Raw genomic sequence first — 22,380 nt, forward strand, 5'->3', positions numbered from 1 at the left:
CAGCATGCGCCTTTCCGCCCGGGTCGATTACGCGTTGCGCGCCGCGGCCGAACTCGCAGCCGCCAGTGGCGGCCCCGTCACGGCCGAACAACTCGCGCGCGCCCAGGCCATACCCGGAAAATTCCTGGAGAACATCCTCACCCAGTTGCGCCGCGCCGGCCTGGTGCGCAGCCAGCGGGGCCCGGTCGGCGGGTACTGGCTCGCCCGGCCGGCGTCGGAGATCTCCCTCGCCGACATCATCCGAGCCGTTGACGGGCCACTGGCCAACGTCCGCGGCGAACGTCCAGAACACGTCGACTACGACGGCGCCGCACGCAGCCTGCAGCAGGTGTGGATCGCGTTGCGCGCCAGTGAGCGAGCCATCCTGGAGACAGTGACGCTGGAACACGTCTCCACGGCCAAGCTTCCCGACGCCGTCCGGGTACTCGCCGAAGACCCGGAAGCGTGGGCGAGCTGAGCCCACACACGTAAGCGCCGGCGGCGACTCCCCCGAGTCGCCGCCGGCGCTTGAACGTCAACCGATGGCCTCCGCGGTCAGCGCATGGCCTCGAACATCCAGTGCTGCTGTTCGAGGTCCTGCGAGGCGCTGATGAGGAAGTCCTGGGTCACCGGGTCGGCCTCCTCGGTGGCGTGAACGTGCGCGCGGAAACGCTTGACCACGTCCCCCAGGACGTCGACGATCGTGGCGATCGCCTTGTCCTCCTGCAAATATCCCGGGTCGGGCTGGTTGATCTGGGAGTCCTGCGCGACCTTGATCGACCGCCCGTCGGGGTTGACCCCGATGGCGATGGCCCGCTCGGCCAGTACATCGGTGTGGTTGCGGGCGGCCTCGACGAGTTCGTCGAGTTGGAGATGGATGGAGCGGAAGGTCCGCCCGACCACGTTCCAGTGCGCCTGCTTGGCCAGCAGCGACAGATCGATCAAGTCGACGACGGCTTCTTGCAGCGCCTGACCCGTGATCCTTCGTTCGTCCTCGCCGAGCGCTCCGTGAATCTTCGCCATTGCTGATCATCCCCCTGATGTGTTGCGTACGGCACCAGGACCACTGCCCGAGGGCGACCGGGGGAAACGGGCCGTCAGCCGCAGGGAGTCAGGACGCATCCGGGAAAACCTGGGGGAACAGCAATGCGCCGGCCGCATCATCGCGACCGACGGCATCACCGATTGACCACTGGCACCGGCCGGGGTGTCCGTTACACACCCACCATGTCGACAACGTCGGGGACGCGGTCGGGGATCGACTCGATACCGAGCCGCCCCGCACCGGATCCGGCTGGAACGGCTCCGCCGAGCTGAGCCGCTTCCTGGAGCTCTGCCAGGGCCAGCTGGTCGGAGACCTCACGCAGTACCTGGGAGAGTGGGACCCCCAGTGCACCGCAGATCGAGGAGAGCAGTTCCGAGGAAGCCTCTTTCTGCCCGCGTTCAACTTCCGACAGGTATCCCAGCGAGACTCGGGCATCGGCCGAAACCTCACGGAGAGTGCGGCCCTGCCGCTGCCGTAGCCGCCGTAGCACGTCACCAAGTAGGTGACGAAGCAGGACCATCATTCGCGCTCCCTCCCACCGGTAGCGACCTTCTTGGAAACACCGTACCTGGCCGAAGCCCGATCGTCGCACCTCATGGCTTCCTGTTCGCTGGAGGGGTAACACGATCTTGGTCAGGGTTTGTTCCCCACCCCTGGTCACTTGAACGGGATGTGCCCCGCTATTTCAGGGTGGTTTTGGCCACGCTGCACAAAAGGAGGGAAAGTGCCTGGTCAACAGTTTTTTCGCGTATTTCGCCCCGGTCTCCTGTCAGCCGCAACTCCACCACGGTCGACCAGTGGCCGGGACCGGCCACCGCCGCGAACACCGTCCCGGGAGGTCGGCCGTCCTGGGAGTCGGGCCCCGCCACGCCGGTCACGGCGAGACCGAAGGTGGCCCAAAGCACTCTGCGAACCCCCTTCGCCATGGCGAGCGCGACATCGGGATGCACCGCGCCGTGTTCGGCGAGCAGTTCACCCGGCACTCCCAGGACGTCGCGCTTGGCGTCGGTGGCATAAGAAACCACTCCCCCGCGGAACGTGGCCGATACACCTGGAACACAGGTGATCGCGGCACCGATCAGACCACCGGTCAGCGACTCCGCGGTCGCGACAGTGGCCGCGCGGCCGAGGAGCAGGGCGTGCGCCTGCGCAGCGAGGGCCACCGTCTCGGGGCCGGCCATCGGATCAGCCCTTGTCCGAAGCGGACCTCGACTGCTTGCGCAGCTTGAGGGCTTGGAAGATGTAGTCGCCACCGGTCCACAGGGTGACGCCGAGAGCGACGGCCATGATCGCGTGCGCGATCGCCTGGAGGAACAGGTAGTCGGGCAGCGGGAAAAGGTAGACACTGATCGCGACGATCTGCAGGACCGTCTTGAGCTTCCCCCCGCGACTGGCCGGGATGACTCCGTAGCGGATCACCGCGAAACGCAGCGCCGTGATCCCCCACTCGCGCACCAGGATGACGATGGTGACCCACCACCACAGCTCCCCCAGCATCGACAGCACGACGAGCGCCGCACCGGTGAGTGCCTTGTCGGCGATGGGGTCGGCGATCTTGCCGAAGTCGGTGACGAGGTTGCGACGGCGGGCGAGTTCGCCGTCGATCCGGTCGGTGATCGCGGCGATGACGAAGACGGAGAATGCCGCCAGGCGCCACCACAGGCCGTCCTGGAACATGAAGATGACGAAGAGCGGCACCATGACGAGCCGGCTCACCGTCAAGACGTTGGCGATGTTGAGAACCGGGGCTTGCTGGCCTGCCGGGACAGCGGGATCGGGTCGGCTCATTACGGGGCCGTATCGTCGTCGAGTTCGGTCACGAGGTCCACGCCCAGCGCCGCCATAACGGTTGCGGTCACGATCTCGCCGATTGCCAGTTCGCGGTCGGCGTGCACGATCGTGCTGCCGTCCACCTCTGGCGCCTGGTGCTCCGAGCGGCCCTCGTAGGTGCCCTCGCCGAGCTCGGCCTCCACGAGGACCCGCACGGTCGATCCCACGCGCTCCTCCGCGCGCTGGGCCATGAGCTCCTCGGCCAGTTGGTTGAGTGTCTCGACCCGCGACGCGACGACCTCCTCGGGGAGCTTGTCCGCGTGGCCGGCGGCCTCGGTGCCGTCCTCGTCGGAGTATCCGAAGATCCCGATCGCGTCGAGACGGGCCTCCTGGAGGAAAGCCGCCAGGTCGTTGAACTCCTCTTCGGTCTCCCCCGGGAAGCCGACGATGAAGTTCGAGCGCGCCCCGGCCTCGGGGACGGCCTTTCGGACGGTCTCCAACAGTTCGAGGAAACGCACCCGGTCGCCGAAACGGCGCATGCGCCGCAGCAGTGTCCCGCTGGCGTGCTGGAAGGAGAGGTCGAAGTAGGGGACGACACCGGGCGTACGGGTGAGCACATCGATCAACCCGGGACGCACCTCTGCGGGCTGGAGGTAGCTCACCCGCACCCGCTCGATACCGGGAACCGCGGCCAGGCGGGGCAGCAGCCCCTCCAGTGCGCGCAGGTCGCCCAGGTCCTTGCCGTAGGAGGTGGAGTTCTCACTGACCAGGAAGAGCTCTCGCACTCCCTCCCCCGCCAGCCATTCCGCCTCGCGCACCACGTCGTCGGGCGTGCGGGAGACGTAGGCGCCGCGGAAGGCAGGGATCGCACAGAAGGTACAGCGCCGGTCGCAGCCGGAAGCGATCTTGAGGTTGGCGACCGGACCACCGGTCAGGCGCAGCCTCGGCAGGACCGGGCCGGAGGCCGGGGCGACGCCCTCGGGCAGCGGGGTCAGCGGGTCGGCGAAGGGCGCGTGGCCCGGGACGTGCACACCGGCCTGCGCGCTGCGCTCGACCGGGGAGATCGGCAACAGGGTCCGCCGGTCCCTGGGCTCGTGCGGGACGAGCGACCTGCCTTCGACGACGTCGTCGAGACGCTGGCCGATCTCGGCGTAGTCGTCGAAGCTGATGACCTGCGCCTCGGGCATGGCCTCGGCGAGCTCGGAGCCGTAGCGCTCGGCCATGCAGCCGGCGGCGACGACTTTGGTCCCGTCCTCGGCCGCGTTGAGCAGGGCCTCGATGGAGTCCTGCTTGGCGGCTTCGATGAAACCGCAGGTGTTAACGACGACGACGTCGGCGCTTTCGCCTTCGTCGGGGTCCACCAGGTCCCAGCCGCTGACGGCGAGCCGACCGGCTAGTTCTTCGGAGTCAACCTCATTTCGCGCGCACCCCAGGGTGACGAGCGAAACAGTACGGCGCGATGACATGGCTTCCAAGGTACGGGAGAACGGGAATACGGCGGGACCGCCGCGGTCCTTCAAGGGTAGGTCGTCCCAAGGGGCTCTTCGGCCTCAGGGTTGCCTTCCCTCGGGTCTCCGTCACCGTCCGGCGACACCCTCCGGGGTGAAAGTGAAGCGGGTCACCTCACCCACGGACCCGGGCTCCCCGATGTCCTCGCCGTTGACTTCGATACGGAGACCTCCGGCGTTTCCCACGTGGAGCCGCAGCTCCCGACCGTCGGTCCATTCGTCGGTGGTCCCCTCGTCGAGCACACCGACGAAGAGGTTGTCGCCCGCCTCGTTGTGGACGCTGAGCCACGTGCGCTCCCGAGCGGTGATCCGCAGGGTCACCGGGCCCTCCACGGGAACGGCTGCGGCACCGGTCGTCCCCGTGTCGTCGGGACTCGCGGCTGGAGCGGCCGGCTCGGCGTCCCTGGCCGGTACTTCTGCTCCGGCCGGTACCGACCTCTTCTCCTGTTCGGACGCCTCGCTCCGGGCCGGGGAGGGCTCCTCCGCCGTTTGCAGTGCGATCCGCGCCGCCGTGCCGGACTGCTGGCTCGCGGAGTCCGACCAGGCCCAGACCGTGAGCGCACCCAGCATCAGCGCGATCGCCGCCCCGGCCACGACCCTGCGCCTGTCCCGGACACGCGCGGCCACGGACGCCTGGGGCCCGGGCGCCATGACCTCCTCCGCACTCGCCGGCTGAGGAGGGGCGTCGGCGTACTCCTCGTCGAACCAGCGGATCAATGGGGCCGGATCGACCGCCAGCACCCGGCAGACGGACCGGAGGTGACCCCGGGTGTAGAAGTCCCCTCCGCAGGCGTCGAAGTCGTCACGCTCCATCGCATGGATCACCTGCTCGGTGATGCAGGTGGCCCGGCTCAGGTCGGCGACCGAGCGGCCGGCGTCCTGACGGGCGCCGGCGAGGACCTGGCCGATCGTCGTCATACGCACTCCCATCGACACGCGTGTGGTTACGTCTTCAATCTCCCAATGTCTCGACTGGGCGCCGCAACGATGCGCAAACACGCCTAGGCCCAAGGTCAAGAAAAGACCAACATCCGCGCAGGCGTCATGGAGCGGCGACGGGGCCCGACACGTGACCGGCAGAAACCCTTCCTGCACGAGACGGTCGGTGTCCCGGGCGAGAAACCGGTGCTCCCGTGCCCCGCTCAGTCGACTCGCAGACCCGCCAGGACCTCGGGAAGCCCCTCAGGAGTGACGAGTACGTCACGAGCCTTGGACCCCTCGCTGGGGCCCACGATGTCGCGGCTCTCCATGAGGTCCATCAACCGCCCGGCCTTGGCGAAACCGACGCGCAGCTTGCGCTGCAGCATCGAGGTCGAACCGAATTGGGTGGTCACGACCAGTTCGATGGCCTGGAGCAGCAGGTCGAGGTCGTCGCCGACCTCCTCGTCGATCTCCTTCTTCTTCGCCTCGCCTACTCCGACGTCCTCGCGGTAGGCGGGTTCGGACTGCTTTTTGCAATGGTCGACGATCGTACGGATCTCCTTCTCGGAGACCCAGGCGTTCTGCAACCGGATGGGTTTGGAAGAGCCCATCGGCAGGAAGAGCGAGTCGCCCTTTCCGACCAGTTTCTCGGCACCGGGCTGGTCCAGGATGACACGACTGTCGGAAAGGCTGGAGGTGGCGAAGGCCAGACGCGACGGCACGTTGGCCTTGATGAGCCCGGTGACGACGTCAACGCTGGGGCGCTGGGTGGCCAGCACGAGGTGGATCCCGGCGGCACGGGCGAGCTGGGTGATGCGCACGACCGACTCCTCGACGTCGCGCGGAGCGACCATCATGAGGTCGGCGAGCTCGTCCACGATCACCAGCAGGTAGGGATAGGGCTCGTAGACCCGTTCGCTGCCCAGTGGTGCGGTGAGCTCTCCTGCGCGCACAGCGGCGTTGAAGTCGTCGACGTGCCGGTAGCCCGACGCCGCGAGGTCGTCGTAGCGGCGGTCCATCTCGCCGACCACCCACTGCAAAGCGTCGGCAGCCTTCTTCGGGCTGGTGATGATCGGCGTGATGAGGTGCGGGATGCCCTCGTACATGGTGAGCTCGACGCGCTTGGGGTCGACCAGGATGAGTCGGACCTCGTCGGGGGTCGCCCGCATCATGATCGAGGTGATGAGTCCGTTGATGCAGGTCGACTTACCGGCACCGGTGGCACCTGCCACCAGCACGTGCGGCATCTTCGCGAGGTTGGCGACCACGTCGGACCCTTCGACGTCCTTGCCCAGGCCCACCAGCATGGGGTGGTCGTCGGAGGTGGCGGCGGTGGAGCTCATGACGTCGCCGAGACTGACGATGTCCTTGTCGGTGTTGGGGATCTCCACCCCGATCGCGGACTTTCCCGGGATGGGCGACAGGATGCGCACGTCGGCGCTCTTGACCGCGAGGGAGATGTTCTTGGTGAGCGCGGTGACCTTCTCGACCTTCACCGCCGGGCCCAGTTCGATCTCGTACCGGGTGACCGTAGGACCACGGGTGAAACCGGTGATCTCGGCGTCCACGTTGAACTGGTCCATGACACCGCTGAGCGCCTCGACGACGATGTCGTTGGCCTTCGTCCGGGGTTTGGACGGAGTCCCCGGCTTGAGCAGCATCGGCGGCGGGAGTTCGTAGTCGCCGTCCACCACCCGGGAGGGGATGGACAACTGCTCCACCGCGGCCGGCGCCGGGGTGGGGTCGGGGGCAGGCTTGCGCGGCGGCTTGGCGGTCTCCACCACAGGCGTGTCGTAGGGACGCTCGTGGTCCCCCGCATGCGTTTCCGGCTGCTCCTCGTCCTTCTTCGCCCTCGGTTTGCGCTTGCGCTTGGGCGGGGCCTGCTGCTCCCCCTCGTCGTCGAAGATCTCCAGGCCGGCCGAGGGGCCGTCGTCCTCCCGCTCCACGAGGCCGCCGAAGAGCTGGCTGAGCCGCTCGGGAATGCGGTGGACGGGAGTGGCGGTGACCACGAGCAGACCGAACACCACCAGCATCAACAGCAGGGCACCGGTGAGCCACGGGGTGATCAGCATGCTGAGAGGGCCGGAGGCGGCGAACCCGATGAGGCCTCCGGAACTGCGCATGGCCTCCTGCCCCTCCGAAGGCCAGGGAATGCCGTGACCGATGTGGATGAGGCCGAGCAGGCCGACCAACAGTGCCACGCAACCGATGACCAGGCGGCCGACATCGGTCTGTCCGGTCCCCGGTGTGCGCATGAGCCGCCAGGCGAACGGCAGGCACAACAGCGGCAGCACCGGGGAGAAAGCACCGAAACCGCCGACGACGACCATACGGGTGGCATCCAGCAGAGGCCCCTCGGTGTCCCACCATACGGCTGCGGCGATGAGCAGCCCCAGCGCGAGCAGGATCATCCCGGCGCCGTCGCGGCGCAGGTCGGGGTCGAGGTCGCGTGCGCTGCGCCCGGTGGCACGGGCCAGACCGCCGACGGTATGGGCGAGCATGCGCCACGCGAAGAGGATCGCGCGACCGATCCAGGTGAAAAGCAGGGCGATGGGGCCCTCAGAGGCGTTGCCCCGCCTGGCGGCCGGGGCCCGCTTTGCGGACTGCCGGGGACGAGACGTCGGAGCGGCGGGCCGGCGGGCCGGGGCCTTCCGGCCCGATCCGCCGCCACGGGACGTTTCACCGCCGGAACGCTGGGAGGACTTGGGCGCGCGGGTGGCCATGACCGGCAGCCTACTAAGGAAGTCACCGGTTTCCCGGAACAGCGGTCCCTGGCGTGTCGCGCCCCGGGGGGGCGGCCAGCGGGCCGCCCCCCCGGGGCGCGTAATGGTGGTGCCGGTGCCTAGACCTCGACCACCACGGGAACGATCATGGGGCGACGACGGTACGTGTCACTGACCCAACGACCGACGCTGCGGCGCACCAGTTGGCGCAATTGCCCGGGATCGGTGATGCCGTCGGAGGCCGCCCGCTCCAGTGCGCTCTGGATCTTGGGGATGACCTCGTCGTAGGCGTCAATGTCGATACCGGCACCGCGCGTGTGGATCTGGGGTTCCCCGATGAACTTGCCGCTGGTGGAGTCCACCGCGATGACCACGGAGATGAAGCCTTCGTCCCCGAGGATCCGACGGTCCTTGAGCGCGGACTCGGTGACGTCGCCCACGGAGTTGCCGTCCACGTAGACGTACCCGGCCTGGACCACTCCGGCGATGCGCGCCTTGCCCTTGTACAGGTCGACGACGACGCCGTCCTCGGCGATGACCACCCGGTTCTCGGGAACACCGCTGAGTTCGGCGAGGCGGGCGTGGGCCCGCAGGTGGCGCCATTCGCCGTGGACCGGCATGAAGTTGCGCGGCTTGACCATGTTGAGGACGTACAGCAGCTCGCCGGCAGAGGAGTGCCCCGACACGTGCACCAGGGCGTTGCCCTTGTGCACGACCTTGGCGCCCCACCGGGTCAGGCCGTTGATGACACGGTTGACCGAGTTCTCGTTGCCCGGGATGAGCGAAGAGGCCAGGACGACCGTGTCGCCCTTCTCGATGCGGATCTGGTGGTCGCGGTTGGCCATCCGGCTCAGCGCGGCCATCGGCTCGCCCTGGGAGCCGGTGCACACCATCAGCACCTCGCTCTCGGGCAGGCCGTCGAGCTCCTTGACGTCCACCAGCAACCCGCCGGGGATCTTCAGGTAACCCAGGTCCCTGGCGATGTTCATGTTGCGGACCATGGAGCGCCCGACGAACGCGACCTTGCGGCCGTGTGCCTGGGCAGCGTCCAGGACCTGCTGGACACGGTGGATGTGCGAGGCGAAACAGGCCAGGATGATGCGCTTGTCTGCCTTGGCGAAAACGTTGTCGATGACTCCCGCGATGTCGCGCTCGCTGGTGACGAAGCCCGGCACCTCTGCGTTGGTGGAGTCCGACAGCAGCATGTCGACGCCTTCGGCACCGAACCGGGCGAATCCGCCGAGGTCGGTGATGCGTCCGTCCAGCGGCAGCTGGTCCATCTTGAAGTCGCCGGTGTGCAGCAGCGAACCTGCCGGGGTCCGGATCCCCACGGCCAGGGCATCGGGGATGGAGTGGTTCACCGCGAAGAATTCGAGGTCGAAGTCACCGAAGGAGCGGCGCTCCCCCTCTTCGACCTGGACCACCTCCGGCTTGATGCGGTGCTCGCCGAGCTTGGCCGAGATGAACGCCAGCGTCAGGCGGGAGCCGACCAACGGAATGTCGGCACGCTCGCGCAGCAGGAACGGCACGGCACCGATGTGGTCCTCGTGGCCGTGCGTGAGCACGATCGCCTCGATGTCGTCGAGGCGGTCCCGGATGTAGTCGAAATCCGGGAGGATGAGGTCGACACCGGGCTGCTCCTCTTCGGGGAAGAGCACCCCGCAGTCGACGATCAGCAACCTGCCGGCGTATTCGAACACCGTCATGTTGCGGCCGATCTCGCCCAGTCCGCCGAGGGCGACGACCCTCAGCGCCCCTTTGGCCAGGGGCGGAGGCGGAGCAAGCTCGGGATGCGGGTGACTCATGCGGATCCTTCCGTCAGCCGTTCCACTCCCACGGCACCCCCGGGAACCGCCTGGTGCGGAGCAAGCCCGATGGGCCCCTTCACACCGGCCGCGGCAAGGTCCTCGCGCAGCAGCGCCTGGAGCTCTGCCGAGGCATCGGCGAGCGGAGTGCGCACCGCGCCGCCGGGCAGCCCGAACATGTTGAGCACGGCCTTGGTCGTGATCACGCCCTGGGTGCGAAACATCCCGGTGTAGACCGGGGTCAGCCGGCGGTGGATGGCGAGTGCCCGGGTGACGTCGCCGGAGTGGTAGGCGTCGATCATGTCGTACAGATCGGTGCCGACGATGTGGCTGACAACGCTCACAAAGCCGGCTGCGCCGATGGAGAGCATCGGCAGGTTGAACATGTCCGAGCCGCAGTAGTAGGCCAGGCCGGTGCGTTCCATGACCCAGGAGCTCGCGCCCAGGTCGTCCTTGGCGTCCTTGTTGGCGAGGATGCGCGGGTGCTCGGCGAGGCGGACCAGGGTCTCAGAGGCGATCGGGGTCCCGGTGCGGTGCGGGATGTCATAGAGCATCACCGGAAGCTCGGTGGCGTCGGCGATCGCGGTGAAGTGGCGCAGCAGCCCCTCTTGGGGCGGCTTGTTGTAATAGGGAGTGACCGTGAGCAGGCCGTGCGCGCCAGCGCGCTCGGCGGCCTTGGCCAACTCGATGCTGTGTCGGGTGTCGTTGGTTCCCACCCCGGCGATGACGGTGGCCCGGTCGCCGACGGCCTCTACAACGGCGCGCAGGACACGGTCTTTCTCGTCATCGCTCGTGGTCGGCGACTCTCCGGTCGTGCCACTGACAACGATCCCGTCGTTGCGCTGCTCGTCGACCAGGTACACCGCGAGCCGGGCAACGCCGTCGTAGTCGACGTCGCCGTCGTCGTGCATTGGGGTGACCATCGCGGTCAACATCTGGCCGAAGGGCGCGTTCGGCGTAGTACTGCCTACCATGCAGCAAACGGTACCGCGAAAGCCGGACGGACGGCGCCAACGACCCCGTTCAGCGGGGACTGCGGCGTGCCGCGCCCGCCCGGCACCGGGTCACTCGTCGTCGTTGCCGCCGACAAAAAGGCTGAGGAGCCAGCTGACGACGGTGATGATGATCGCCCCCCAGAAGGCCGGCCAGAAACCGGTGATCACGAAGGGGATTCCGAGGATGCCGGCAAGCCACTCGGTGAGCAGCAGCAGCAGCGCGTTGACGACCAGGGCGATGAGGCCCAGCGTGAGGACGTAGAAGACACAGCCGACCGTCTTGACGATCGGCTTGATAACGGCGTTGACGAGGCCGAAGAGCGCGCCGACGCCGAGATAGACCAGGATCGTGGTGGCCACGTTCTGGGTGTCGACGTTGATCCCGTCCACCAGAAGAACTGCCGCCCACAGTGCGAACGCGTTGACGATGACTCGAATAATGATGCTCACGTTGCCGATGCTCCCATGACCGCTACCGCCTGCTGAACGCCGAATCACCGATTTCAGGGACATCTCAGGGGAGGTGCCCCACGCCCCCGACCGGATACTCCGGGATGAACGCGTGTCAGTTGGGTCTCCCCACGGCAGCCGGCTCCAACCCGGGTCGCCCCGGTCGACTCCGCCGGTTTCACCGATCCCGGTCCGGCTGCGACGATGGTCGCTGGTCAGCGTTGACTACCGAGCGAATGGGGACGCTTCCCGTGTCGACAGAGAAACTTTCCAGTTTTGTTCGTACCGCGCGTACCGAGGACGTCGGGCCGGTGGTGGGCGTGCAGGTAGCCGCCTGGCGGGACATGTACGCAAGCGTCCTGCCGGCGGACGTATTGGCCGAGCTCACCGGGGACGAGGCGGGGGCGCGGTTCGCCGAACAGTGGCTGGACGCGGTGGAGAAGCCTCCGACCGGCAAGCATCGTCTGCTGGTGGCCACCGAGGAGCGAACCGTCGTGGGGTTCGCCGCGATCGGCCCGGCCGAGGACTCCGATCGCTGGCCGGGCACCGACGCGGAGGTCTACGCGCTGCACGTGGACCCCGGGCACCTGCGGAGAGGGCACGGCAGCCGGCTGCTGAACGCGCTCGTGGACCACCTGCTCGACGACGGTTTCCATGCCGTCTACGTGTGGGTTCTGGAGGCCGACAACCCGTTGCGCGCCTTCCTCGAAGCAGCCGGGTGGCGCTCGGACGGCGCCCGCCGCGAGCTGGACATGGGCGTCCTGATCCCCATGGTCCGACTGCACGCTTCGATCAGCCGCTGATCGGGGACGACCCGCCCGGCGATACGGTTGGGGACCGAACCAGGTGGAACGCCTGCTCGCGGGGCACGCCCTCGACGCTGCAGGCCGAGTGCGGAAATGGGGCCGGTGCGTGGCCACGGTCAGCGATTGGGTGGCGGGCGCACGCCCGCGGACCCTGCCCAGCTCGGTCGTCCCTGTTGTGGTGGGGACGGGGGTCGCCTTCGGAGTGGGGGCGGCCGTGTGGTGGAAGGCCCTCCTGGCCATGGTGGTGGCACTGGCGCTTCAGGTCGGGGTGAACTACGCCAACGACTACAGCGACGGGATCCGGGGCACCGACGAGAAACGCGTGGGGCCGCTCCGTCTGACCGCCAGTGGGCTGGCAGCCCCCGAACAGGTGCTGGCCGCCGCCCTAGGGGCCCTGGCAGTCGCGGCGGTGGCGGGGCTCGCCCTGGCAGCGACCTCCTCCTGGTGGCTGCTGCTGGTGGGCGCGGCCGCGATCCTGGCGGCCTGGTTCTACACCGGTGGTGCCAACCCTTACGGGTATCGGGCGTTCGGCGAGGTCTCGGTGTTCGTGTTCTTCGGCCTGGTCGCGGTCACCGGGACCGTGTTCGTCCAGGTGGGTTCCGTCCCGTGGCAGGGTTGGCTGGCAGCCGTCCCGGTCGGGCTCCTGTCCTGCGCGGTCCTGGTGATCAACAACGTGCGCGACATCCCCACGGACTCCGAGACCGGTAAGCACACCCTGGCCGTCCTTCTCGGCGACACGAAGGCGCGTGGGCTCTTCGCTGTCTGTGTGCTGGTCGCCTTCGCCGCGGCACTGGCGACCGCTCCGGCGAGCTGGTGGGTACTCCTGGTAGTGCTGTCGGCCCCACTCGCGGTGCGTCCGACCAAGCGCGTCCTCGGCGGCCAATCCGGCGGCGACCTCGTCCTGGGACTGGGCGAGACCGGCAAGTTCCAGTTGGCCTTCGGGGTGCTCTACGCGGTCGGGCTGGCGCTGGGGACGCTCTGAACGGCCCGGACCGCGCTCCGCACTGGACGACCACTGGCCTTCTCGGCCGCCGGACCGGTTTTCGTCAGGGTCGACGCACGAGCCTGATCAGCGCAGTGGACATCACCTGCCGCCCGGTGCACTCGTCGCCTGTCGGCTGCTTCCTGCCCGAGCGGCTGCTCCCTTTCCCCCGACGACGAGGCCGGGCGCCCGGTTGGTGGGGTGCGTCGGCTCCGCGCTCCCCGTGCACGAGGAGGCCGGTCCTGCGCACCGACGCGGTGGGCGCGATGTAGCGCCATGGCCGGGCGCGGTTCGGCCGTCCCGGTCATGCCGGAGGTCCACTGCGCCGACCGTCCCAGGGGCGAGGCGCTGCGCCGTACGGGCCCTGCCTCTCTCGTGTCCTTCTGCTCCCCGCGCCGGGCGCCCGCACCCGTCCGCTGAGCAGGGCTGCGGCGCGCGGATCAGTAGCCCAGGTCACACGCACGAGTAAGATCGGCGTGTGACATTGTCGTATTAAGGAGCGTTTGTAGCCGATGCCTGGACGCATTCAGTCGATCGAACGCGCGGCGGCTGTCCTTCGGCTGCTTGCCGGCGGGAACCGCGGGCTGAGCCTGGGCGAGATCTCACGGTCCCTGGAACTGCCCAAGGGAACCGCGTTGGGCATCCTGCGGACTCTCCAGCACGTCGGGTTCGTCGAACAGGACTCCGGGTCCAGCCACTACCGCCTGGGCGGGGGCGTACTCAGCCTGGGCACCCGCTACCTGGACGGCAACGAACTGAGGGCTCGCGCCCTCAACTGGGCGGACTCCCTGGCGGGCCGCAGTGGGGAGAGCGTGCGCATCGGTACGCTCCACAAGCACCAGGTGCTGATCGTGCACCACGTGTTCCGGCCCGACGACAGCCGCCAGATCTTGGACGTGGGCACTCTGCTGCCCTTGCACGCCACCGCCCTGGGCAAGGTCCTGCTGGCCTTCGACCCGCTCGCCACTCCTGAGTACTACGCCGAGGGCGGAGCCCTGGAGTCCTACACCCCTCGGACCATCACCTCTTTCGACGACCTGACGGCGCAGCTTTCACTGGCGCGGGCCAGCGGCTGGGCGGCCGATGTGGAGGAACTGGTGGAGGGCGAGGTGTCGATCGCCGCTCCGATCCGGGACCGCCGTGGAATGACCGTGGGTGCCATCGGGGTGCGCGGCGCCGTAGAACGACTGTGCGAGGACGGGAAACCCGACATGGGCCAGGTCTCCTACGTCCGCGATGCAGCCCGTGCGGTCTCCCGGGACCTCGGTGCGACCCCCTGGTAGTGGGGGCTCCGCGGGTCGGTAACACAGCCGGATTGCCAACGCTTGACAAAATCTGGAGAGGCACATCACACTTTGCGTACGACAATGACGTACGACGTTCGGGAATAGCAGGCGACCGCACTGGGACAGTTCCACAACGGGCCATCTGCCACCCCCGGACACCCACCGGAGGCGAACACCGATGACCCAGCAGTACGTGGCCGCGATCGACCAGGGAACCACGTCGAGTCGTTGCATCATCTTCGACCGCGACGGACGGATCGTGTCCGTCGGCCAGCGTGAACACCGCCAGATCTTCCCGCAGCCCGGCTGGGTCGAACACGATGCAGCAGAAATCTGGGACGGCGTGCAGCAGGTCGTGCACGAGGCGCTGGAGAAAGGCGACATCACGCCCGACCAACTCGCCGCGGTGGGCATCACCAACCAGCGCGAGACGACTGTCGTGTGGGACCGCGAGACCGGCGAACCCGTTCACAACGCCATCGTGTGGCAGGACACCCGAACCGACGATCTGATCCGACGGCTGGGTGGTGTGGTCGGCCAGGAACGTTTCCGTGAACGCTGCGGTCTGCCGCTGGCCACCTACTTCGCCGGCCCGAAGCTTCGGTGGTTGCTGGACGAGGTCCCCGGTCTGCGCGAACGGGCCGAGCGCGGCGAGGTGCTCTTCGGCACCATGGACAGTTGGATCATCTGGAAACTGACCGGACAGCACATCACCGATGTCACCAACGCCAGCCGCACCATGCTGATGAACCTGCACACCCTCCAGTGGGATCCCGAGATCCTGGACGCGATCGGCATTCCCGCAGCCGTGCTGCCCGAGATCCGCTCCAGTGCCGAGGTCTACGGCGAGGCCACCGGTTTTCTCGCGGGGGTACCGGTCGCGTCCGCTCTGGGCGACCAGCACGCCGCACTGTTCGGCCAGACCTGCTTCTCCCCCGGCGAGGTCAAGGGCACGTACGGAACCGGCACCTTCCTCGTGCTCAACACCGGCACCGAACCGGTCATGTCGGCCAACGGACTGTTGACCACCCTGGGTTACAAGATCGGCGACCAGCCCGCGGTCTACGCGCTGGAGGGCGCCGTCGCCGTGACCGGCTCACTCGTCCAGTGGCTGCGCGACAACCTGGGCCTGATCGCCAGTGCCCCCGAGATCGAGACACTGGCTCTGACCGTGGAGGACAACGGCGGCTGCTACATCGTCCCGGCGTTCTCCGGGCTGTTCGCCCCTCATTGGCGCAGTGACGCGCGCGGTGTCATCACCGGGCTGACCGGCTATGTCAACAAAGGCCACCTCGCGCGCGCCGTGCTGGAGGCCAGTGCCTGGCAGACCCGCGAGGTCGTGGACGCCATGAACACCGATTCCGGCATCCCCTTGACCTCGCTCAAGGTCGACGGAGGCATGACCGCCGACAACCTGCTGATGCAGACCCTCGCCGACGTACTGGATGTGGAGGTCGTGCGGCCGATGGTCGCCGAGACCACCTGTCTGGGAGCGGCCTACGCGGCCGGCCTCGCCGTGGGCTACTGGAAGGACATGGAGAGCCTGCGCGCCAACTGGCACAAGGCTGCCGAGTGGAGCCCCCGAATGGACCCGAAGGTCCGCGAACGGGAATACCGCAACTGGACCAAGGCCGTGCAGCGCACCCTGGGCTGGGTGGAGCACGACGAGCAGCCTCAGGACTGACCAGGTGCGCTGGCCGCACGGTCGGAGCGGCCCGTTTCCCTCCTCGCCGACCGTGCGGACATCCTCGAACATCACCCCGCTCATCCCCATCACCGCCGCGCGTCCCCTCGGCATGCCCGAACACCCGGGGCGGATCCGCCGTTCAGTGGAAGGTCCCCGAAATGGAATACCTAGCGGAGTTCATCGGAACCGCCATCCTCGTCCTACTCGGCAACGGTGTCGTAGCGGGCGTCCTACTGGCCAAGTCCAAGGCCAACAACGGCGGCTGGATCGTCATCACCCTGGGCTGGGGAATGGCCGTGATGGTCGCCGCCTACGTCACCGGCCAGGTCAGCGGCGCGCACCTCAACCCCGCCCTCACCCTGGGGCTGGCCTCCATCGGCGACTTCTCCTGGGCGATGGTGCCCGGGTACATCACCGCCCAACTGGCCGGCGCCGTCATGGGCTCGGTACTGGTGTACCTGGCCTACCTCCCCCACTGGAGGATCACCGAGGACGCCGACGCAAAACTCGCCGTCTTCAGCACCGCACCGGCCGTCCGCAACGCGCCCGCCAACTTCACCACCGAGGTCATCGGCACGTTCATGCTGGTGCTGGGCATCTTGGGCATCGGGGCGAACTCAGGCGCCATCACCCAGGACAACGTGGACCTGTCGGCACTGTTCAGCACGGGAATCGCCCCCCTGCTGGTCGGGCTGCTGGTGCTGGCGATCGGCCTCTCGCTGGGCGGTCCCACCGGGTACGCCATCAACCCTGCTCGCGACCTGGGACCGCGTATCGCGCACTTCCTGCTGCCGATCCCGGGCAAGCGCGACTCCGACTGGTCCTACGCCTGGATTCCGGTCGTCGGCCCCGTCGTCGGTGGAGTGCTGGGCGCCCTGGTCTGGAAACTCACGGGTTTCGGAGGCTGAGCGCCCAGCGGTCGGGGTCAGTCGGTGAGACCGAGCAGCGGTTCCAGGCCCAGGGTGAGCGGTCCGGCCAGGCCGGCCACCTCACGGACACCGAGCAGCACCCCCGGCATGAACGACTCGCGGTTCATTGAGTCGTGTCGAATGGTCAGCGTCTCACCGTGCGTGCCGAACACGACCTCCTGATGCGCGATCATTCCGGTGATGCGCAGCGCGTGCACGTGGACCCCCGCCACCTGGGCACCACGGGCCCCCTGGATCTCGGAGGTCGTGGCATCGGGGGCCGGGGCCAGCCCCGCCCGGTCACGAGCGGCACCGATCAGTTCAGCGGTACGGTACGCGGTCCCGCTGGGCGCATCGGCCTTGTTCGGATGGTGGAGCTCGATGACCTCGGCCGACTCGAAGTAGGGGGCGGCCTTGGCAGCGAAATGCATCATCAGCACCGCGGCAATACCGAAGTTGGGAGCGATGAGGACCTTTGCCCCAGGGGCCTCGTCGAGAAGGCCGCGCAACTCGGCAAGACGGCCCTCGTCGAAACCACTGGTTCCCACCACGGCATGAATGCCGTTGGCGATGAGCCAGCGGAGATTGCCCATCACCTCGTCGGGGTGGGTGAAGTCCACGACCACGTCCGCGCCGAGCACGGCATCGCGCTCGCCCGGCCCTCCGACGCCGGCCACCAATTCGGTGTCCGGAGCCGCCTCGACGGCCTTGACAACTTCAGACCCCATACGCCCTTCGGCGCCGAAAACTCCTACCTTGATCACGGGCCTCACCGTACCAAAATCACCGGTGGACGCCGCCCAACGGCTACTGGGCGGCGTCCGTCCGCCAGCCCCGAATCAGAAGGAACGTCCCTCCTCGTAAGGACCGACCACCGCCAGCGCCTCCGGACGGGAAAGAATATCGGCGGCGATGGCGTGCACGTCGTCGAGGGAGACGGCGTCGAACAGCGCGAGGTCGTCGCTGAGCGATACATGCCGGGGGTAACCCAACTCGTGAGTGGTCAGCCTGCTCATCCGAGCACTGGTTCCTTCGGTCCCCAGCACCCACGAACCCCGGATCTGACCCTTGGCGCGCGTCAGTTCCTCCGAGGTGATCCCGTGCTCCGCGGCCTTGGCGAGCTCCGCCCGGCACACCGCGAGTACCTCGTCGATCTTGTCCGGGAGGCACCCCACATAGACCTGGAACAAACCGGTGTCGCAGTAACTGGAGGAATAGCCCTGCACCGAGTAGGCCAGCCCACGCTTCTCTCTCACCTCCTGGAAGAGCCGTGAGGACATGCCGCCGCCCAGCGCTGCGCTGAGCACCCGCAGGGCGTACCAACGCGGATCCGTGCGTTTGAGGCCCTCCCTGCCCAAGATGAGATGGGCCTGCTCGGTGTCGCGACTCTCCAGCACGGTCCCGGTACTCGTGGCGGGACGGCTTCCGGCCGGCCGCGGCCCGACCGGACGGGCGTCGCCGGCGGTGGCCGACTGCTCCGCGAAAACCGCTGCCACCTTGCGCACCACGTCGTCGTGGTCGAGGTTGCCGGCCGCGGCCACAATCAACCGGGCGGGAACGTACGCCTCACGGTACTGCTCGAAGATCCGGTCCCGGGGAAGGGCCTTGATGGTCTCGTTGGTGCCCAGTACCGGACGCCCCAAGGGGGAGTCCGCGAAGAAGTGGGCGGCGAACACGTCGTCCACCAGGTCGGCGGGCTCGTCCTCGTACATGGCGATCTCTTCGAGGATCACCCCCCGCTCGGTTTCCACCTCGCCGGGGTCCAGAACCGAGCCGGCGAGCATGTCGCCGACCACATCGATCGCCAGCGGCAGATCCTGGTCCAGCACCTTGGCGTAATAGGTGGTCTGTTCCTTGGTGGTATAGGCGTTGTGGTCGGCACCCACCCCGTCCAACAACGCCGATATCTCCAGCGCGCTGCGCCGGCCGGTCCCCTTGAACAGCAAGTGTTCCAGGAAGTGCGCGGAGCCCGCGTGCGCGGTGTCCTCGTCGCGTGATCCGGTGGTCGCGGAGATTCCGAAGGCCGCGGAGCGCACGCCGGGCATGCTCTCGGTGACGACCCGCAGACCACCGGGCAGGACGGTGCGGCGTACCAGGCCGGTCCCCTCTTGGGGGTCGAGCAGGGTGACGGTGCTGCCGGGCTCCTGCTCGGCAGCTGTCGGGACATTGCTCATGCGATTTTCTTCTCCCGAAGACGAAGGGACGTGGCGGGGCGGTTGGTGATCGGGCGACACACCAAGGGGCGGCCGCACCTCACGGTACGACCGCCCCCTAGGTGGTACGAAGCGCCCCGGCCCGTGCCGGGGCGCTCTTGTGCAACCGGATCAGGTGTTCTCGCCCGAGCGGCCGGCGCCACCCGAGGAACGGGTCCGGCGGCGACGGCGGTCACCCTCGCCGGCGCCCTCCGAGCCCTTCTTCTCCTCGGCCGGAGCAGCGGCGTCGCCAGAGGCGGCAGAAGCGGTCTCGGCCTCGGCCTCCACGACCTCGACCGGGACGAGCGAGAGCTTCCCACGGTCGTCGATCTCGCGGATCTCGACCTGAATCTTCTCGCCGATGCTGATCACATCGTCGATGTTCTCGATCCGCTTGCCACCGTGCAGCTTGCGGATCTGCGAGATGTGCAGCAGACCGTCCTTGCCGGGGAGCAACGAGACGAACGCACCGAACGCGGTCGTCTTGACGACCGTGCCCAGGTAGCGGTCACCGATCTCGGGCATCGTCGGGTTGGCGATGGCGTTGATCGTGTCGCGCGCGGCCTCGGCGGAGGGTCCGTCGGTGGCACCGATGTAGATGGTGCCGTCGTCCTCGATCGTGATCTCGGCGCCGGTGTCGTCCTGGATCGAGTTGATCATCTTGCCCTTGGGGCCGATGACCTCGCCGATCTTGTCGACAGGAACCTTGACGGTGAGGATGCGCGGCGCATTCGGGCTCATCTCGGCCGGGCGCTCGATGGCCTCGGCCATGACGTCCAGGATGGCCAGACGGGCACCACGGGCCTGCTGCAGTGCGGCAGCAAGCACACCGGCGGGAATACCGTCGAGCTTGGTGTCCAACTGGAGCGCGGTGATCAGGTCACGAGTACCGGCGACCTTGAAGTCCATGTCGCCGAAGGCGTCTTCGGCGCCCAGGATGTCGGTCAGCGTGACGTACTCGCCGCCTTCGCTGATCAGCCCCATCGCGATTCCGGCGACCATCTCCTTGAGCGGCACACCCGCTGACATCAGTGACATCGTCGAGGCGCAGACCGACCCCATGGACGTGGAGCCGTTGGAGCCCAGCGCCTCCGAGACCTGACGGATGGCGTAGGGGAACTCCTCGCGCGCGGGCAGCACCGGCAGGAGGGCGCGCTCGGCGAGCGCACCGTGGCCGATCTCGCGACGCTTGGGCGAGCCCACCCGACCGGTCTCACCGGTGGAGTAGGGCGGGAAGTTGTAGTTGTGCATGTAGCGCTTGGTCCGCTCGGGGTTGAGCGTGTCGACCATCTGCTCCATACGCAGCATGTTCAGCGTGGTGACACCCAGGATCTGGGTCTCGCCGCGCTCGAACAGCGCTGAACCGTGCACCCGCGGGATGACACCGACCTCGGCGGTCAGGGAACGGATGTCCTTGACTCCGCGGCCGTCGATGCGCAACTTCTCGCCGATGACGCGCTCGCGCACGACCTGCTTGGTCAGCGAGCGGAACGCGGCACTGACCTCTTTCTCCCGACCTTCAAAGTCCTCGGCAAGCTTCTCGGCGGCGAGCGCCTTGACGCGGTCGAGTTCGGCTTCGCGGTCCTGCTTGTCGGCGATGGTCAGCGCCGAGGCGAGCTCGGAGCGGATCGCACCCTCGACCGCCGCGTAGGCGTCGTCCTGGTAGTCCAGGAAGATCGGGAACTCCCCGGTCTCCTTGGCCGCCTCGGAGGCAACTGCCTGCTGGGCCTTGACCAGGAGCTTGAGGAAGGGCTTGGCGGCCTCGAGACCCTCGGGGACGGTCTGCTCGTTGGGGCCCACTCCGCCTTCGGCGACGAGCCGCAGGGTGTTCGGGGTGGACTCGGCCTCGACCATCATGATCGCGACGTCGCCGTCGTCGAGCACCCGGCCGGCCACAACCATGTCGAAGGTGGCGTCGGCGAGCTCGGTGTGCGTCGGGAACGCCACCCACTGGCCGTCGATCAGCGCCACTCGCACACCCGCGATCGGGCCGGAGAACGGCAGCCCCGCCAGCTGCGTGGACAGCGACGCGGCGTTGATGGCCACGACGTCGTAGAGGTGGTCGGGGTTGAGCGCCATGATCGTCTCGACGACCTGGATCTCGTTGCGCAGGCCCTTCTTGAACGACGGGCGCAGCGGCCGGTCGATCAGGCGGCAGGTGAGGATGGCGTCCTCGGAGGGACGGCCCTCACGCCGGAAGAACGAGCCCGGGATGCGACCCGCGGCGTACATGCGCTCCTCGACGTCCACCGTCAACGGGAAGAAGTCGAGATTGTCCTTGGGACGCTTCGATGCGGTTGTCGCCGACAGGACCATGGTCTCGTCGTCGAGTACCGCGACCGCCGATCCGGCGGCCTGACGGGCCAGCCGGCCGGTCTCGAAGCGGATGGTACGGGTGCCGAATCGACCGTTGTCGATCACTGCTTCGGCGGAATACACGCCCTCCATGGGCGACCTCCTACACGGATTTCTTGAGTCTCTTGAGGGAAACTCCCGCGTCCGTGCCCTGTGCAACCCGAACTTCCGCCGTCGAGTGTCGCCTCGACCAGGCGGCGCGGCGCATGGTCGTGCCAGCGCGGGCCGCTCGATGGTTCTGACGGCCGGCCATCGATCGAAGCCCCCCGGCGCCCCTCGTCGCCGCAGCGGAGAAGTTCCGGAAGACCACTACCGAAGACCGGCCTCGACGTCGTAGGGCGGTTCGTTCATCCGCCCGACGGAAATCCTGGCCATGGCTGTCTCCAGCCGAGGGTAGGGGCGCGGGAAATACTTGATTGAGTTGTCAGTCGGTTACGACGTGGCCGAGTAAGACCTGGCCACGACGCCCAACAACAACACACTACTAAGAAAGGGAGCGGCCGTGGCCACTCCCTTGGCGAAGAAACCGACTAGCGGCGCAGACCGAGGCGCTCGATCAGCTTGCGGTAGCGGTTGATGTCCTTCTTCGCAATGTACTGAAGCAGCCGGCGACGGCGGCCGACCATCAGGAGCAGACCACGACGGCTGTGGTGGTCGTGCTTGTGCTCCTTGAGGTGCTCGGTGAGCTCAACGATCCGGTGCGACAGGAGCGCGACCTGAACGTCGGGGGAACCGGTGTCGCCTTCCTTCGTGGCGTACTCGGCAATGATCTTGTTCTTGGTGTCGATGTCGATGGACACGCGACGCTCCTTCTCACACTCTTGGCACGCTGGCGTTTACTTGTCCCCGCACAAAGCGGCCCTGTCGGGCCGCGTCGGGGCCGGCAACCATGCGCACCCACAGTCGCCGGATGAAATGACGGTCGGGCGTGTCGCGGGCCCAGAGGCTCGGCGCGAACTCAACGCACG

At 67.8% G+C, this 22,380-nt stretch carries 20 protein-coding genes; 6 read left to right on the plus strand and 14 right to left on the minus strand.

Annotated features, from left to right (window positions below; genetic code table 11):
- Positions 1-4 precede the first annotated feature (4 nt).
- On the plus strand, positions 5-457 hold the full coding sequence (locus QSJ59_RS03810; RefSeq protein ID WP_285757269.1) for an RrF2 family transcriptional regulator: 453 nt from the start codon (positions 5-7) through the stop codon (positions 455-457).
- Positions 458-534: 77 nt separating this feature from the next.
- Here QSJ59_RS03810 and QSJ59_RS03815 read toward each other — a convergent pair whose 3' ends face one another.
- From QSJ59_RS03815 to QSJ59_RS03860, 10 genes are all read right to left on the minus strand, one after another.
- Positions 535-1,002 carry a Dps family protein gene (locus tag QSJ59_RS03815; RefSeq protein WP_285757270.1) on the minus strand — a complete coding sequence of 156 codons (468 nt, stop codon included), beginning with the start codon at positions 1,000-1,002 and terminating at the stop codon, positions 535-537.
- Between the two features lie 191 nt (positions 1,003-1,193).
- The gene (locus QSJ59_RS03820; RefSeq protein WP_285757271.1) at positions 1,194-1,547 is read right to left on the minus strand and encodes a helix-turn-helix domain-containing protein; all 354 of its coding nucleotides are present in this window, start codon (positions 1,545-1,547) and stop codon (positions 1,194-1,196) included.
- 157 nt (positions 1,548-1,704) lie between these two features.
- The gene (locus QSJ59_RS03825; protein ID WP_285757272.1) at positions 1,705-2,205 is read right to left on the minus strand and encodes a CinA family protein; all 501 of its coding nucleotides are present in this window, start codon (positions 2,203-2,205) and stop codon (positions 1,705-1,707) included.
- A 4-nt stretch (positions 2,206-2,209) separates the two neighbouring features.
- Positions 2,210-2,812, minus strand: coding sequence for a CDP-diacylglycerol--glycerol-3-phosphate 3-phosphatidyltransferase (gene pgsA / locus QSJ59_RS03830; RefSeq protein ID WP_285757273.1), 603 nt, complete (start codon positions 2,810-2,812; stop codon positions 2,210-2,212).
- Positions 2,812-4,260: a 30S ribosomal protein S12 methylthiotransferase RimO gene (gene rimO, locus QSJ59_RS03835; protein ID WP_285757274.1), complete on the minus strand. Its 1,449-nt coding sequence runs from the start codon at positions 4,258-4,260 to the stop codon at positions 2,812-2,814. The genes pgsA and rimO overlap by 1 nt, the downstream gene beginning before the upstream one ends.
- Positions 4,261-4,371: 111 nt before the next feature.
- Positions 4,372-5,220 (minus strand): helix-turn-helix domain-containing protein, encoded by an 849-nt coding sequence (locus tag QSJ59_RS03840; RefSeq protein ID WP_285757275.1) that lies wholly within the window; start codon positions 5,218-5,220, stop codon positions 4,372-4,374.
- Between the two features lie 224 nt (positions 5,221-5,444).
- A complete protein-coding gene (locus QSJ59_RS03845; protein WP_285757276.1) occupies positions 5,445-7,946 on the minus strand; it encodes a DNA translocase FtsK in 2,502 nt (833 codons plus the stop codon).
- 119 nt (positions 7,947-8,065) lie between these two features.
- Positions 8,066-9,751, minus strand: a complete 1,686-nt coding sequence (locus QSJ59_RS03850) for a ribonuclease J (protein WP_285757277.1) — start codon at positions 9,749-9,751, stop codon at positions 8,066-8,068.
- Entirely contained in the window at positions 9,748-10,725 is a 978-nt protein-coding gene (dapA, locus tag QSJ59_RS03855; RefSeq protein WP_285757278.1) for a 4-hydroxy-tetrahydrodipicolinate synthase, read from the minus strand. Before dapA ends, QSJ59_RS03850 begins: the two co-directional genes overlap by 4 nt.
- A gap of 90 nt (positions 10,726-10,815) precedes the next feature.
- Positions 10,816-11,196: a phage holin family protein gene (locus QSJ59_RS03860; RefSeq protein WP_285757279.1), complete on the minus strand. Its 381-nt coding sequence runs from the start codon at positions 11,194-11,196 to the stop codon at positions 10,816-10,818.
- A gap of 236 nt (positions 11,197-11,432) precedes the next feature.
- On the opposite strand from QSJ59_RS03860, the gene QSJ59_RS03865 reads away from it, so the two are divergent.
- From QSJ59_RS03865 to QSJ59_RS03885, 5 genes are all read left to right on the plus strand, one after another.
- Positions 11,433-11,999, plus strand: a complete 567-nt coding sequence (locus QSJ59_RS03865; RefSeq protein WP_285757280.1) for a GNAT family N-acetyltransferase — start codon at positions 11,433-11,435, stop codon at positions 11,997-11,999.
- A 109-nt stretch (positions 12,000-12,108) separates the two neighbouring features.
- The gene (locus QSJ59_RS03870; RefSeq protein WP_285757281.1) at positions 12,109-12,984 is read left to right on the plus strand and encodes a 1,4-dihydroxy-2-naphthoate polyprenyltransferase; all 876 of its coding nucleotides are present in this window, start codon (positions 12,109-12,111) and stop codon (positions 12,982-12,984) included.
- A 512-nt stretch (positions 12,985-13,496) separates the two neighbouring features.
- Positions 13,497-14,267 carry an IclR family transcriptional regulator gene (locus QSJ59_RS03875; protein WP_285757282.1) on the plus strand — a complete coding sequence of 257 codons (771 nt, stop codon included), beginning with the start codon at positions 13,497-13,499 and terminating at the stop codon, positions 14,265-14,267.
- 181 nt (positions 14,268-14,448) lie between these two features.
- A complete protein-coding gene (gene glpK, locus QSJ59_RS03880; protein WP_285757283.1) occupies positions 14,449-15,954 on the plus strand; it encodes a glycerol kinase GlpK in 1,506 nt (501 codons plus the stop codon).
- Positions 15,955-16,115: 161 nt separating this feature from the next.
- Positions 16,116-16,865 (plus strand): MIP/aquaporin family protein, encoded by a 750-nt coding sequence (locus QSJ59_RS03885; RefSeq protein WP_285757284.1) that lies wholly within the window; start codon positions 16,116-16,118, stop codon positions 16,863-16,865.
- Positions 16,866-16,882: 17 nt separating this feature from the next.
- Here QSJ59_RS03885 and dapB read toward each other — a convergent pair whose 3' ends face one another.
- The 4 genes from dapB to rpsO all read right to left on the minus strand — a co-directional run bounded on the left by dapB (position 16,883) and on the right by rpsO (position 22,212).
- Entirely contained in the window at positions 16,883-17,629 is a 747-nt protein-coding gene (gene dapB / locus QSJ59_RS03890) for a 4-hydroxy-tetrahydrodipicolinate reductase (protein ID WP_285757285.1), read from the minus strand.
- Between the two features lie 75 nt (positions 17,630-17,704).
- Entirely contained in the window at positions 17,705-19,039 is a 1,335-nt protein-coding gene (locus tag QSJ59_RS03895) for a M16 family metallopeptidase (RefSeq protein ID WP_285757286.1), read from the minus strand.
- Positions 19,040-19,189: 150 nt separating this feature from the next.
- Positions 19,190-21,505, minus strand: a complete 2,316-nt coding sequence (locus tag QSJ59_RS03900; RefSeq protein WP_285757287.1) for a polyribonucleotide nucleotidyltransferase — start codon at positions 21,503-21,505, stop codon at positions 19,190-19,192.
- 437 nt (positions 21,506-21,942) lie between these two features.
- Positions 21,943-22,212, minus strand: a complete 270-nt coding sequence (gene rpsO, locus QSJ59_RS03905; RefSeq protein WP_285757288.1) for a 30S ribosomal protein S15 — start codon at positions 22,210-22,212, stop codon at positions 21,943-21,945.
- Positions 22,213-22,380 lie beyond the last annotated feature (168 nt).

This window comes from Nocardiopsis ansamitocini, from assembly GCF_030268225.1.
Lineage (GTDB): Bacteria > Actinomycetota > Actinomycetes > Streptosporangiales > Streptosporangiaceae > Nocardiopsis_D > Nocardiopsis_D ansamitocini.